This is a genomic window from Candidatus Pantoea soli, assembly GCF_007833795.1.
In the GTDB taxonomy this organism is placed as follows: Bacteria; Pseudomonadota; Gammaproteobacteria; order Enterobacterales; family Enterobacteriaceae; genus Pantoea; species Pantoea soli.
In genome coordinates, this window is the sequence record NZ_CP032702.1 from 490,646 (window position 1) to 503,992 (window position 13,347).

Below are 13,347 nucleotides of genomic sequence, written 5' to 3' on the forward strand. Positions count from 1 at the left end.
AGGCCCCTTTTTTCGAGCAATCGGCAGCAATCCGGACCAAACTCATGTATTGTTGCTGAGAGTGATCTTTGCTTGCAGAGGTTCGCGCGGCTAATGAGAGGCTTTACCGCAGGGGCGGTTAAGGGTTGTCATTAGTCGCGAGGATGCAACTAAAGATCGGTAATCCCCGGCGGGCCGATGAGGCTTTGCCCCGAATTTAAGGACTTAAATTTTGCTGAACCCGATCGTACGCAAATTCCAATATGGTCAGCATACCGTCACGCTGGAAACCGGCATGATGGCACGCCAGGCCACTGCCGCCGTAATGGTAAGCATGGACGACACCGCGGTATTCGTTACCGTTGTTGGCCAGAAAAAAGCAAAACCTGGTCAGGACTTCTTCCCGCTGACCGTCAACTACCAGGAGCGTACCTACGCTGCTGGCCGTATCCCGGGCAGCTTCTTCCGTCGTGAAGGCCGTCCAAGCGAAGGCGAAACCCTGATTGCGCGTCTGATTGACCGCCCGGTTCGCCCGCTGTTCCCGGAAGGCTTCGTCAACGAAGTGCAGGTCATTGCTACCGTCGTTTCTGTTAACCCGCAGGTTAACCCGGATATCGTGGCGATGATCGGCGCGTCTGCCGCGCTGTCACTGTCAGGTATTCCGTTTAATGGCCCAATCGGCGCAGCGCGCGTGGGTTACATCAACGACCAGTACGTACTGAACCCGACTGCTGATGAGATCAAACAGTCGCGCCTGGATCTGGTGGTTGCCGGTACCCAGAACGCCGTACTGATGGTGGAATCTGAAGCGGATATCCTGACTGAAGATCAAATGCTGGGTGCGGTGGTCTTTGGCCACGATCAGCAGCAGGTGGTAATTGAAAACATCAATGCGCTGGTTGCTGAAGCTGGCAAACCTCGCTGGGACTGGCAGCCGGAGCCGGCTAACGACGCGCTGATTGCACGCGTAGCGGCATTTGCTGAAGCGCGCATCAGCGATGCTTACCGCATCACTGACAAGCAGGAGCGTTACGCACAGGTTGGCGTCATCAAAGACGAAACCATTGCTGCGCTGCTGGCAGAGGATGACACGCTGGATGAAGCCGAAATCGGCGATATCGTGCACAGCCTGGAAAAGAACGTGGTCCGTACCCGTATCCTGAACGGCGAACCGCGTATTGATGGTCGTGAAAAAGATATGATCCGTGGTCTGGACGTGCGCACTGGCGTACTGCCACGTACCCACGGTTCTGCGCTGTTCACCCGTGGTGAAACGCAGGCACTGGTTGCCGCTACACTGGGTACCGCGCGTGATGCGCAGAGCCTGGATGAGCTGATGGGTGAGCGCACCGACAGCTTCCTGTTCCACTACAACTTCCCTCCGTACTCGGTGGGTGAAACCGGCATGGTCGGTTCACCGAAGCGTCGTGAAATTGGTCACGGCCGACTGGCGAAGCGTGGCGTGCTGGCAGTTATGCCTAAGCAGGACGCGTTCCCGTACACCGTACGTGTGGTATCTGAAATTACCGAATCCAACGGTTCCTCTTCCATGGCCTCCGTCTGTGGTGCGTCACTGGCGCTGATGGATGCGGGTGTACCGATCAAAGCCGCAGTTGCCGGTATCGCGATGGGTCTGGTCAAAGAAGACGAGAAGTTTGTCGTACTGTCTGACATCCTGGGCGATGAAGACCACCTGGGCGATATGGACTTCAAAGTAGCCGGTAGCCGTGAAGGTATTACTGCGCTGCAGATGGACATCAAAATCGAAGGCATCACCCGCGAAATCATGCAGGTGGCACTGAACCAGGCGAAAGGTGCGCGTCTGCACATCCTGAGCGTGATGGAACAGGCTATCAGCACGCCGCGTCAGGAGATCTCCGAATTTGCGCCGCGCATTTACACCATCAAGATCAATTCCGACAAGATCAAAGATGTTATTGGTAAAGGCGGTTCAGTTATCCGTGCGCTGACCGAAGAGACCGGCACCACCATCGAAATCGAAGATGATGGCACCGTGAAAATCGCTGCGACCGACGGCCTGAAAGCGAAAGAAGCGATTCGCCGCATCGAAGAGATCACCGCAGAAATCGAAGTGGGCCGCATTTACGCAGGTAAAGTTACCCGCATCGTTGACTTCGGCGCGTTCGTTGCCATCGGTGGTGGCAAAGAAGGTCTGGTACACATCTCTCAGATCGCTGATAAGCGCGTAGAGAAAGTGACCGATTACCTGCAGATGGGCCAGGAAGTACCGGTGAAAGTGATGGAAGTGGACCGTCAGGGCCGCGTCCGTCTCAGCATCAAAGAAGCCACAGAGCAGAAGCCAGCGGAAGAAGCAGCTGCTGCAACTGATGCGCCTCAGGCTGAGTAAGCATCACCTGATTAGCCTCTCCCTGCGTTGCAGGGAGAGGTGTTTGGATCATCGCGAGGGCGGGAATCCTTGTGCACAGCAGGCGGATGACAGGATGGTTATCCCAATGTTTGTATTCGGGAGTGGGAAATGAAGCCTTTTTTGCGCTGGTGTTTTGTTGCGACAGCTCTCACGCTGGCAGGATGCAGCAACTCCAATTGGCGTAAGAACGAAGTTCTGGCAGTACCTTTGCAGCCCACACTGCAGCAGGAAGTGATTCTGGCGCGAATGGAACAAATTCTTGCCAGTCGAGCCCTGACCGATGATGAACGCGCACAGCTGTTATATGAGCGCGGAGTGTTGTATGATAGTTTGGGTCTGCGGGCATTAGCGCGAAACGATTTCTCGCAAGCGTTGTCTATCAGACCGGATATGCCGGAAGTGTTTAACTATCTCGGCATATATTTAACGCAGGCAGGCAACTTTGATGCTGCCTATGAAGCGTTTGATTCTGTACTTGAGCTTGATCCAACTTACAACTATGCGCATTTAAACCGTGGTATCGCCCTCTATTACGGCGGTCGATACAAGTTAGCGCAAGATGATCTGCTGGCGTTTTATCAAGACGATCCTAACGATCCGTTCCGCAGCCTCTGGCTCTATCTCGTCGAAAGCGATATGGACGCCGACAAGGCAAAAGTGACGCTCAGACAGCGTTACGAAAAAGCGGCTAAGGACCAATGGGGATGGAATATTGTCGAGTTCTACCTGGGCGACATCAGTGAGAAAACATTGATGGAACGTCTCAAGGCGGACGCAACGGATAACACCTCGCTCGCTGAACATCTCAGTGAAACCAACTTCTATTTAGGTAAGTACTACCTAAGTCTGGGGGAGAAGGACGACGCGAAAGCGTTGTTCAAACTGGCGGTCGCCAACAACGTGAATAACTTTGTTGAACACCGATACGCATTGTTGGAACTGGCGCAACTCGGCCAGACACAAGACGATTTATCAGAATCTGACCAGCAATAGCTGACGAACTTTTATTGCCTGTTTTACCTGTAAAGTCATCACCTGCAGAGGTGAGGGCTTTTCTGTTCGTCAAAACTTCTAATTTGAGCCGGTTCACACTTTTTGATGAAAATGACTGAAAGTTTTCACGACGAGTTATGTAGACTGGCCGCCGCAATCTAAGAGGCACGTGTACTACATGACTGATATTCAAACCACTTTTGCAGATCTGGGCCTGAACGCCGACATCCTTGAATCACTGAACGGTATGGGCTATGTGAAGCCTTCGCCAATCCAGGCTGAGTGTATTCCTCACCTGCTGGCGGGCCGTGACGTACTGGGTATGGCGCAGACCGGTAGTGGTAAAACAGCAGCCTTCTCTCTGCCGCTGCTGAACAACGTTGATCCTTCTGTCCGCGCACCACAAATCCTGGTGCTGGCCCCAACCCGCGAACTGGCGGTACAGGTCGCTGAAGCGATGACAGAATTCTCTAAACACATGCGCGGCGTGAACGTGGTGGCCCTGTACGGTGGCCAGCGTTATGACGTGCAGCTGCGCGCACTGCGTCAGGGACCACAGATCGTGGTCGGTACCCCAGGTCGTCTGCTGGACCACCTGAAGCGCGGCACCCTGGACCTCTCTAACCTGCGTGGTCTGGTACTGGACGAAGCCGATGAAATGCTGCGTATGGGCTTCATCGAAGACGTCGAAACGATCATGGCGCAGATTCCGGAAGGCCATCAGACGGCCCTGTTCTCTGCCACCATGCCGGAAGCGATTCGCCGCATTACCAAGCGTTTCATGCGCGATCCGCAGGAAGTACGCATTCAGTCCAGCATCACGACGCGTCCGGACATTTCGCAGTCTTACTGGACAGCTTACGGTCGCAAATCAGATGCTCTGGTGCGCTTCCTGGAAGCCGAAGATTTTGATGCGGCGATCATCTTCGTGCGCACCAAAAACGCAACGCTGGAAGTGGCTGAAACGCTGGAGCGCAACGGTTACAACAGCGCCGCACTGAACGGCGACATGAACCAGGCTCTGCGTGAGCAGACGCTGGAGCGCCTGAAAGACGGTCGCCTGGACATTCTGATCGCGACGGACGTTGCGGCTCGTGGTCTGGACGTTGAGCGTATCAGCCTGGTCGTTAACTACGACATCCCAATGGATGCGGAATCTTACGTTCACCGTATCGGCCGTACCGGTCGTGCGGGCCGTGCCGGTCGCGCCCTGCTGTTCGTTGAGAACCGCGAGCGTCGCCTGCTGCGTAACATTGAACGCACCATGAAGCTGACGATTCCGGAAGTGGAACTGCCAAACGCAGAGCTCCTGAGCCAGCGCCGTCTGGCGCAGTTCGCTGCCAAAGTCCAGCAGCAGCTGGAAAGCAGCGATCTGGATCAGTACCGTGCACTGCTGAGCAAAATGCAGCCGGAAGAAGAGCTGGATATGGAAACGCTGGCCGCAGCCCTGCTGAAAATGGCACAGGGTGAACGTCCACTGATTCTGCCACCGGATGCACCACGTCCACAGCGTCGTGAGTTCCGTGACCGTGATGAGCGTGGCGATCGTCCACGTCGTGACCGTGACAGCCGCGATAGCCGTGATGGCGATCGTCCGCGTCGCGAGCGTCGTGACGTTGGTGAAATGCAGCTGTACCGCATTGAAGTGGGCCGTGACGATGGCGTTGAAGTCCGTCACATCGTGGGCGCTATTGCCAACGAAGGCGACATCAGCAGCCGTTACATCGGTAACATCAAGCTGTTCGGTACGCACTCCACTATCGAGCTGCCAAAAGGCATGCCGGGTGAAGTCCTGCAGCACTTTACGCGCACGCGTATTCTGAACAAGCCGATGAATATGCAGCTGCTGGGTGATGCACAGCCGCACGAGCGCACTGAGCGCCGTGGCGGTGGTCGTGACTTCGGTGGCGAGCGTCGCGGTAGCCGTGATGGCGCACCACGTGGCGAAGGCGCACCGCGTCGCTTCTCTGAGCGTCGTGAAGGTGGCCGCGAAGGCGGACGCTTCAGCCGTGAAGGTAGCCGTGGTCCGCGTCGCGAAGAGGGTGCCGTTTCCCGTCGCCGTGATGCCTGAGTGATCAGCGCTTAAGCATAAAAAAGGACGCTCCGGCGTCCTTTTTTTATTGCTGCGTTTCTGCGGCTACACGCCGCCGGCAATCAGCACGCGCTCGCCGGTGACACAGGCTGACTCTTCCGATGCCAGAAACAGCGCCACCTGAGCCACATCTTCCGGCAGACCGAAGCGCCCGGGCGGCGTTGCGGCGTTGCGGCAAGCTTTTTATTGCTGCATGTCTGCGATTACACGCCGCCGGCAATCAGCACGCGCTCGCCGGTGACATAGGCTGACTCTTCTGATGCCAGAAACAGCGCTACCTGAGCCACATCTTCCGGCAGACCGAAGCGCCCGAGTGGCGTTGCGGCAATTTTTTTATTGCTGCGTTTCTGCGGCTACACGCCGCCGGCAATCAGCACGCGCTCGCCGGTGACATAGGCTGACTCTTCTGATGCCAGAAACAGCGCCACCTGAGCCACATCTTCCGGCAGACCGAAGCGCCCGAGCGGCGTTGCGGCAATCAGCTGCGCCCGCAGCGCCGGATGCATCTTCTTCGCCGCCAGCAACCCCTCCGTCAGAATAATGCCCGGTGCCAGCGCGTTAACGCGGATATTGCGCGGCCCCAGTTCACGGGCCAGTCCCTGCGTCAGGGTATCAATCGCGCCTTTGGTCGCGGACCACAGCACCGATCCCGGCATGCTGCGCTGGCTGTTCAGCGCGCTGAGGTTAATAATGCAGCCGCCGCGCGACGGAAAGTGTTTCGCCGCCTGCTGACAAACCAGCAGGGTGCCCAGCAGATTGACGCTGAGCTGCTGCTGCATGTCAGCGACGCTCAGCGTTGTAAAATCACCGTGATGAAAAATGCCGGCGTTATTGACGACAATATCGGGCGCACCCAGTTCCGCCTGGCTGCGGGCAAACAGGCGCACCACGTCAGCCTCACGGGCAATATCCGCCTGAACGGCAATCGCGTCGCTGCCCAGCGCGCGGATGTCAGTAACCACATCTGCCGCGCCCGCTTCATCCTGTCGGTAATTGACCACGACCCGGGCACCGGCCGCGGCGAAAGTCATGGCGATGGCTGCGCCAATCCCTTTCGACGCGCCCGTCACCAGTGCAATTTTGCCTTCAAGTGCTTTCATTGTGTCTCTCCACCTGAGATTTCGGGTGTGTAAAGCATGCGCCGTGCAGGCCGGAGCCGGTAGCGCAATCCTGCAAGCTTTTTGCACGATCCTGCAAATCTGTCCGGCGGGGGCTAGGCGACTGTGCAGCGCCAGGCGAGAATGCGCGCTGAGTCATTTTTCACCGCGGGGCGTGTAACGCATGATTCATCAGGAGCAGTGGCAGAAATTAGTCGCGCTGATTGCGCGTCATGCACAGGCGGAAGGGCGTAATCACAGCGCCATCGATTTCCTCTCATTTGGCCGCAGCGCCAGACCGACCAGCCTGTCACAGCTTTCCACCTGGGCCGGTTTTGCGCTGGTGGCACAGGGGCAGAAAGTGCTGCGCATGGGGGACGACGTCATGTACTACGGGCCGGGCGATCTGCTGCTGGTCACGCTGGATATGGCGGTACAATCCTGCGTAGTGCAGGCCACGCCGGAAAAACCCAACCTTGGCGTCGGCATCACCATCAATGAAACCCGTCTGCTGCGCTATCTGGAACATTTTCCGCTGCAGCAGCTCGGCTGCGCCGCAGCCAGCGAGCGCGGTATCACGGTGCATAAGGTGGCTCCCGCGCTGGTGGACGCCCTAATCCGGCTGATTGAGTTGCTCGATCAGCCGCAGGATATTGCGGCGCTGGCACCGCTGATTGAAAAAGAGATCTTTTACCGCCTGCTGACCGGGCCGGAAGGGCCGCGCATCCTGAATATGGCGCTGGCGGAACGGCCGGGCAACAAAGTGGCACGCGCAGTGCGCTGGCTGCGCGAGAATTTTCATCAGCCGCTGAAGATGGACCAGCTGGCCAGCAGCGTAGGGATGAGCATCTCTTCGCTGCATCACCATTTCAAAGCGGTCACCGCCATGACGCCGATGCAGTATCAAAAGCAGCTGCGCCTGAACGAGGCGCGGCGGCTGATGGTGATTGAGAAACTGGATGCCGGGACAGCGGGCTACCGCGTTGGCTATCAGAGCGCTTCACAGTTCAGCCGCGAATACAGCCGGTTTTACGGGCAGTCACCCGCGCGTGACGTGCGCATGATGGCGGTGGGAGCAGACAGTCTGTCCCCACCGCAGTAGAACTTACAGTGAACGCGCGGCTTCCATCGCCAGCGCAAACGAGCGCAGACGCGCCTGGGTATCAAAAATCTGGCCGTTAACCATGATTTCATCCGCCTGCGTCTCGCGCTGCAGCGCTGCCAGGCCACTGCGTACTTTCTCACTGTCACCCACAATCGACATACTCAGCGCCTGCTGCACGCCGTACTGCTCCGAAGGTGACCACAGGTTATCCATGTTCTCTACCGGCGCAGGCAGCGGGCCCGGTTTGCCCCGGCGCAGATTAATGAACTGCTGCTGCATGGAGGTAAACAGGAAGCGCGCGTCGCGTTCGCTGTCGGCGGCCACCACGTTCACGCACACCATCGCATAGGGCTTCTCCAGCCGCGCTGACGGCTGGAATTTCTCGCGGTACAGGTGCAGCGCCTGGAACAGCAGATCGGGCGCAAAGTGGGAGGCAAAAGCAAACGGCAGGCCCAGACGGGCCGCCAGCTGCGCACTGTAAAGACTGGAACCCAGCAGCCAGACCGGGATCTTCAGGCCCAGGCCCGGCACCGGCTGTACTGCCGGCTGTTCGCCGGCTTCAGCATCAAACCAGCGAATCAGTTCAGCCACGTCTTCCGGGAAGCTGTCCGCCTGTGCGCTGGAAAGGTGACGGCGCAGTGCCAGCATGGTGCGCTGGTCTGAACCAGGCGCACGGCCCAGGCCGAGATCGATACGGCCTGGGTAGAGCGATTCGAGCGTACCAAACTGTTCGGCGATCACCAGCGGCGCATGGTTAGGCAGCATAATCCCACCGGAACCCAGACGCAGGGTTTCCGTATTCGCAGCAAGATAGCCAATCAGCACCGAGGTCGCGGCGCTGGCAATGCCGGTCATATTGTGGTGCTCAGCCAGCCAGTAACGGTGAAAACCAAGGGCTTCAGCCTGCCGCGCCAGCGCCAGCGAATTATGGAAGGCATCGCGCGCGGTCGAACCTTGTGGAATCGGCGCCAGATCCAGTACGGACAGACGAACAGTTTTTTTCTCAGACATGGGTGCTCCAGATAAAGATGGCGCAGGTGAAAAGTAAACCTGCACCAGTCAGTATTACGCATCATTCCCCATATTAAAACTGCTAATAAGGGCAGGCTTATAGCCGGAACGTGCCATTACTGGCGGTTTTCCAGCGCCATGCCTGCCAGACGATGCCAGTAACCGTTGCTGTCACTGCCGTGTGCCAGCATAAGCGGAGCGAGCCCGGTTTCATTGGCGCGGAAGCGATCGATCAGCGCCAGCGTCTGTTGATCCTGCGGAGAAAGCCGCACAATGTCGATCCAGCCGCGCATGCCGGCGAGATCGTTGCCGAGGTTATAGCAGTAACCGCTCAGGGTCTGAATTCCGTTCAGGACAAACACCTGCTGGCCCTCCTGCGAGCGGACCCGGCGCCCCTGCGGATAGCGGATGCAGCAGGTCTGGCAGTCATCTTTGGCCCGGTTTTCCGCGCGCGCGGTAAAGCAGCGCGCTGACAGCGCCAGCGGCAGATGGCCGTAGCCCAGCACCTCCACTTCAAAGCGTTCGCGTACCTCCTCACACTGCTGCAGCAGGCTAATCAGCCAGTCGCGCGACATCTCCACCGGCAGGCACCAGCGCGTCATGCCCTCTTTCACCAGTAGACGCAGGGTTTGTGCGTTATATACGTTGAGCTGCGGGCCGGCGACAAACGGCAGCCGCCGCGCGGCGGCCATATTGACCGTGCCCATGTCGCTGGCTTCCAGCAGAAATTCACCGTTTTCCACGTACCGCCGCAGTTCTTTTACCTCTGACGGCGACTGCAGCAGCGCCAGCGTGCTGAGCACCACCTGTTTGCCGCTGCCTGCCAGCGCGCGGGCCATCTCCATCCACTGCGCGAAGGCGGTCGCGCGCCGCTTGCTGCAGACGGCTTCGCCGAGGTAGACAATGTCTGCGCTGCTGGCCGCTACCTGCTGGTAAAACTGCGCCAGCGTAGCGGCAGGCCAGTACCACAGTACCGGACCGAGAGCGTATTTCATGGGATCTCCTTACTGCCAGTCACGGTGATAGGCGCCCAGCGTGGTCTGGCTGCCTTCGGAAAGTTCGCCCAGTGCGTGCATCCAGGCTGCCTGCACTGCAAACTGCTGCGGCCCGGCTTTGCAGCGATCAATGGCCTGACGCCACACCCGGGTCACCTGTGCCACATAGGCCGGGCTGCGCTGCCGTCCTTCAATTTTGACTGAGGCGATACCGGCTTTCAGCAGCGCCGGCAGCAGTGATAACGTGTTCAGGCTGGTGGGCTCTTCCAGCACGTGATAGCGCTGGTGGTCCACTTCATAGCGGCCTTTACACAGCGTGGGGTAGCCAGCACTTTCACCGGCCGGATAGCGGTCAATCAGCACCTCGTTCAGGCGTGACTCCATGCCCTGCGGCGTCTGCTGCCAGCGTACAAACTTTGCCGGTGAGCAGGCACCGGCGCTGTTGGGGGATTCACCGGTCAGCCACGATGACAGATAACAGCGCCCCTCCGCCATGATGCACAGGCTGCCAAAGGCGAACACTTCCAGCGGCACCGGTGTGTCCCGGGCAATCTGTTTGACCTGGTGCAGCGAGAGCACCCGCGGCAGCACCACGCGGCTAAGCCGGAAATGACGGTGGTAGAAGTGAATGGCTTCACTATTGGTGGCCGAAGCCTGTACCGACAGATGGCGCTCCACCTGCGGATAGTGCCGGGTGGCATACTCCAGCATCGCGATGTCCGCCAGAATCAGCGCATCCGCGCCGTTTTGCGCGGCAACGTCAATGGCTGACTGCCAGCGACGGATACCGTCCGGATGCGCAAAGGTGTTGATCGCCACATGCAGTTTGCGGCGATGCTGATGCAGAAAGCGCGCGCCTTCTGCCAGTTTCTTATCGGTAAAATTAAGGCCAGCAAAGTGGCGGGCGTTGGTGTCATCTTTCAGGCCGACGTATACCGCGTCTGCGCCATGCTCCACCGCCGCTTTCAGCGCAGGCAAATTCCCCGCCGGACACAGCAGTTCCATATCCTCTCCTCTCCGGAATCTGAACGCCGTCGAGTGTAGGCGCGGCAAACCGCGCGCATGTTGATTTAGGGCAGAGAAAACGGCAATGGTGCAGCGCAGGGGGGATTTTTACCCGTAAGACCGTGGATTCCTTGATCCCGGTTGAGGCGAACGCGCCGCGATGTGGCAATATAGGTAAAATTTTCTGAAGGGAGTGCAGTGCATGTTTGCGCGCTTACGCGGCCTGATCGTGGATAAAGGCCCTGAATTTCTTGCGTTACCGGTTTCGCTTACCCCGTTTGCAGTGAAAAAAGCCGCTTTGCAACAACTCCTAAACTGGCAATTTCGTCATGCTTTGGCTGAAGGTGAGTTAGACTTTCTGCAGGGGCGCACCCTGGGGATCGAGATCGCCGATATCAATCTGCGCTGGATCACCACGCTGCAGCAGGGGCGCCTGAGCGTTTCGCGCGATGCCGAAGCAGACGTCTGGTTTCGCGGCGAAGCAAACGATCTGTTGCGGGTGGCAGCAGGCAGAGCCGACCCCGATATGTTGTTCTTTCAGCGACGACTGCTGATTGAAGGCGATACGGAACTGGGACTGGAGGTGAAGAATCTGATGGATGCGATTGAACCAGAAACCCTGCCAACGCCGTTGCGCACCGGGTTGCAGCAGCTGGCTGCCTTTATTGAGGCTGGAATGACACAGGACGCGAAGGCCGCTGAGGCACGCGCAGGGAACTCATGTTAATTCGTACTGAAATTGGTGTGGATGCCGCAGGTATTGATAGCCTGCTGAAGCGCAGTTTTCCTACCGCGGCAGAAGCCGAACTGGTGCAGCAGCTGCGTGAAGACGGGCTGCTGACGCTGGGCGTGGTGGCGACCGACGACGAAGGTCAGGTATTGGGCTATGCGGCTTTTAGTCCGGTTACGCTGCAGGGGGAAGATCGCAACTGGGTGGCGCTGGCACCGCTGGCGGTGGATGCTTCGGTACGCCAGCAGGGTATCGCGCGGCAGCTGGTGTATGAAGGGCTGGATTCACTGAACGAGTTCAGCTACAGCGCCGTGGTCGTGCTGGGCGATCCCGCCTTTTACAACCCGCTGGGTTTTGAGCCGGCGGCACGGCACGGTCTGCACTGTCGCTGGCCGGGCAGCGAAGCCGCTTTCCAGGTGTATAAGCTGGCCCCGGATGCCTTCGACGGTGCAGAAGGGCTGATCGCGTTCGCCGCGCCCTTTAACCGGTCTGAGTGAACCACGTATGCAGACAGGCAGGCTGCCGGGCAACCAGCAGCAGCTTCTGCGCACGGCTCAGCTGTTTAACCCGGTACTCCAGCCGTGACGCGGCTGCCCGATCGCCTGCGTCACAGTAAAACACCAGCGTCAGCGGGCCTTTGCCACGCAGCGCGCGTGCGCCACGGCCCTGTTGATGTTGCTGCAGGCGGCGGTTAACATCCGTCGTAATGCCGGTATACAGCATACCGGCGGCGGTTTGCAGCATATACAGCTGCCAGCGCTCTTCCATCTGTCTGACCTCGTTAAATGGCTGGCGGGCAGTGTAGCGCGCCCGCGCGGCTGTCGCTATTTTTGCACGGAGTGACCCTTGTCCGATCTTTCCCATCTGATTCGCTATCTGAAAAAGCAGCACGTGCTGTCATTGTGCGCTCACCACGGCGACGATATGTGGTGTGCCAGCTGTTTTTATGTGTTTGATGAAACGCGCATGGCGTTCTGGCTGATGACCGAACCGGCTACCCGGCACGGGGCATTAATGCAGCACAATCCGCAGGTTGCCGGCAGCATTAACGGTCAGCCGAAATCGGTGCTGCTGATCAAGGGCGTGCAGTATCGCGGACGCATTCAGCTGACTGACGAGGCGAGGGCGCGTCAGGCTTATCAGAAGCGTTTTCCGGTGGCAAAGAAGGTTACCGCACCGCTGTGGGAGATCGTGATTGATGAGCTGAAGATGACGGATAACGCGCTGGGCTTTGGCACAAAGATTACCTGGCAGCGCTGAACCCGGCGTGAACATCATAGTGACACACCGGGCTGACCGCAGGCCGCCCGGCAGGGCGACCAGCAGCATTATGCCGCGTTCAGAATCCGCAGCGATTCGCGGTTAAAAGCGGGCAGATCGTCAGGGGTGCGGCTGGTGACCAGTTTGTCATCGTCCACCACCACTTCTTTATCGTAAAAATCGGCCCCGGCATTGCGCAGGTCGATAGCAATGGCTTTCACGCAGGTCATTTTGCGGCCGCGCACGCCATTGGCGCTGATCAGCAGCTGCGGACCGTGGCAGATAGCAAAAATCGGTTTGCCGCTGGCGACAAACTCTTTAGTGAAGTTGACGAAGCGATCGTCGCCGCGCAGTGAATCCGGCGAGTGGCCGCCGGGCAGCAGCAGCGCATCAAATTCTGCCGGGCTGACGTGATCAATATCTTTATCGATTTTGACTTCTGCTTTTCCCTGTTTACCTTTCACGATCTTGCCGGCCTGCATCTCAATGGTGACCACTTCATGGCCAGCCTTGCTGTATGCTTCGGCCGGAGAGGTAAACTCTGAGTCCTCAAACTCATCGGTAATCAGTACCGCGATTTTCTTACTCATCTTTCTCCTCCTTGCGGGTTACAAACCTGACGCGTATTCACGTCTGACCTGACAAGTCTGGACGCTGCGCGCGGAAACGCAAGCCAGGCGCAGTTTTGTGA

General features: G+C 58.3%; 15 protein-coding genes and 1 pseudogene. 8 read left to right on the forward strand and 8 right to left on the reverse strand.

The genetic code is table 11. The features are described 5' to 3' along the window. The first annotated feature begins 211 nt into the window (after window positions 1-211). The 4 genes from pnp to D8B20_RS02225 all read left to right on the forward strand — a co-directional run bounded on the left by pnp (window position 212) and on the right by D8B20_RS02225 (window position 5,432). Window positions 212-2,347, forward strand: coding sequence for a polyribonucleotide nucleotidyltransferase (gene pnp / locus D8B20_RS02210; RefSeq protein ID WP_145886730.1), 2,136 nt, complete (start codon window positions 212-214; stop codon window positions 2,345-2,347). A gap of 129 nt (window positions 2,348-2,476) precedes the next feature. Then, window positions 2,477-3,361 (forward strand): lipoprotein NlpI, encoded by an 885-nt coding sequence (gene nlpI, locus D8B20_RS02215; protein WP_145886732.1) that lies wholly within the window; start codon window positions 2,477-2,479, stop codon window positions 3,359-3,361. A 111-nt stretch (window positions 3,362-3,472) separates the two neighbouring features. Next, on the forward strand, window positions 3,473-3,523 hold the full coding sequence (gene yrbN / locus D8B20_RS21985; RefSeq protein WP_152689941.1) for a protein YrbN: 51 nt from the start codon (window positions 3,473-3,475) through the stop codon (window positions 3,521-3,523). A gap of 16 nt (window positions 3,524-3,539) precedes the next feature. Next, window positions 3,540-5,432 carry a DEAD/DEAH family ATP-dependent RNA helicase gene (locus D8B20_RS02225; RefSeq protein ID WP_145886734.1) on the forward strand — a complete coding sequence of 631 codons (1,893 nt, stop codon included), beginning with the start codon at window positions 3,540-3,542 and terminating at the stop codon, window positions 5,430-5,432. 66 nt (window positions 5,433-5,498) lie between these two features. Here the strand turns inward: D8B20_RS02225 and D8B20_RS02230 are convergent, their stop codons facing one another. From D8B20_RS02230 to D8B20_RS02240, 3 genes and pseudogenes are all read right to left on the reverse strand, one after another. After that, window positions 5,499-5,582: a hypothetical protein gene (locus D8B20_RS02230; protein WP_370664124.1), complete on the reverse strand. Its 84-nt coding sequence runs from the start codon at window positions 5,580-5,582 to the stop codon at window positions 5,499-5,501. Window positions 5,583-5,656: 74 nt separating this feature from the next. Continuing rightward, a pseudogene (locus D8B20_RS02235) lies at window positions 5,657-5,782 on the reverse strand (SDR family oxidoreductase); the annotation flags it as partial. Window positions 5,783-5,806: 24 nt separating this feature from the next. Continuing rightward, window positions 5,807-6,553 (reverse strand): SDR family NAD(P)-dependent oxidoreductase, encoded by a 747-nt coding sequence (locus D8B20_RS02240; protein ID WP_145886736.1) that lies wholly within the window; start codon window positions 6,551-6,553, stop codon window positions 5,807-5,809. A 181-nt stretch (window positions 6,554-6,734) separates the two neighbouring features. Between D8B20_RS02240 and D8B20_RS02245 the strand changes: the two genes are divergently transcribed. Beyond that, window positions 6,735-7,652 (forward strand): AraC family transcriptional regulator, encoded by a 918-nt coding sequence (locus tag D8B20_RS02245; RefSeq protein WP_145886738.1) that lies wholly within the window; start codon window positions 6,735-6,737, stop codon window positions 7,650-7,652. A 3-nt stretch (window positions 7,653-7,655) separates the two neighbouring features. On the opposite strand, the gene D8B20_RS02250 is transcribed toward D8B20_RS02245, so the two are convergent. The 3 genes from D8B20_RS02250 to ubiU all read right to left on the reverse strand — a co-directional run bounded on the left by D8B20_RS02250 (window position 7,656) and on the right by ubiU (window position 10,666). Continuing rightward, window positions 7,656-8,666 carry a luciferase-like monooxygenase gene (locus D8B20_RS02250; RefSeq protein ID WP_145886740.1) on the reverse strand — a complete coding sequence of 337 codons (1,011 nt, stop codon included), beginning with the start codon at window positions 8,664-8,666 and terminating at the stop codon, window positions 7,656-7,658. Between the two features lie 116 nt (window positions 8,667-8,782). Beyond that, window positions 8,783-9,661, reverse strand: coding sequence for a U32 family peptidase (locus D8B20_RS02255; protein WP_145886742.1), 879 nt, complete (start codon window positions 9,659-9,661; stop codon window positions 8,783-8,785). Window positions 9,662-9,670: 9 nt separating this feature from the next. Next, window positions 9,671-10,666: a ubiquinone anaerobic biosynthesis protein UbiU gene (gene ubiU, locus D8B20_RS02260; RefSeq protein ID WP_145886744.1), complete on the reverse strand. Its 996-nt coding sequence runs from the start codon at window positions 10,664-10,666 to the stop codon at window positions 9,671-9,673. Between the two features lie 202 nt (window positions 10,667-10,868). Here ubiU and ubiT point away from each other — a divergent pair, with 202 nt between their 5' ends. Beyond that, window positions 10,869-11,393 (forward strand): ubiquinone anaerobic biosynthesis accessory factor UbiT, encoded by a 525-nt coding sequence (ubiT, locus tag D8B20_RS02265; protein ID WP_145886745.1) that lies wholly within the window; start codon window positions 10,869-10,871, stop codon window positions 11,391-11,393. Further along, a complete protein-coding gene (locus D8B20_RS02270; RefSeq protein WP_145886747.1) occupies window positions 11,387-11,893 on the forward strand; it encodes a GNAT family N-acetyltransferase in 507 nt (168 codons plus the stop codon). Before ubiT ends, D8B20_RS02270 begins: the two co-directional genes overlap by 7 nt. On the opposite strand, the gene D8B20_RS02275 is transcribed toward D8B20_RS02270, so the two are convergent. Continuing rightward, entirely contained in the window at window positions 11,877-12,164 is a 288-nt protein-coding gene (locus D8B20_RS02275; protein WP_145886748.1) for a GIY-YIG nuclease family protein, read from the reverse strand. The genes D8B20_RS02270 and D8B20_RS02275 overlap by 17 nt on opposite strands. Before the next feature lie 78 nt (window positions 12,165-12,242). Here D8B20_RS02275 and D8B20_RS02280 point away from each other — a divergent pair, with 78 nt between their 5' ends. After that, window positions 12,243-12,656, forward strand: a complete 414-nt coding sequence (locus tag D8B20_RS02280; protein WP_145886750.1) for a YhbP family protein — start codon at window positions 12,243-12,245, stop codon at window positions 12,654-12,656. Between the two features lie 68 nt (window positions 12,657-12,724). Here the strand turns inward: D8B20_RS02280 and D8B20_RS02285 are convergent, their stop codons facing one another. Next, complete coding sequence (locus D8B20_RS02285) at window positions 12,725-13,246, reverse strand: type 1 glutamine amidotransferase domain-containing protein (RefSeq protein ID WP_145886752.1); 522 nt, start codon at window positions 13,244-13,246, stop codon at window positions 12,725-12,727. Between the last annotated feature and the right edge of the window lie 101 nt (window positions 13,247-13,347).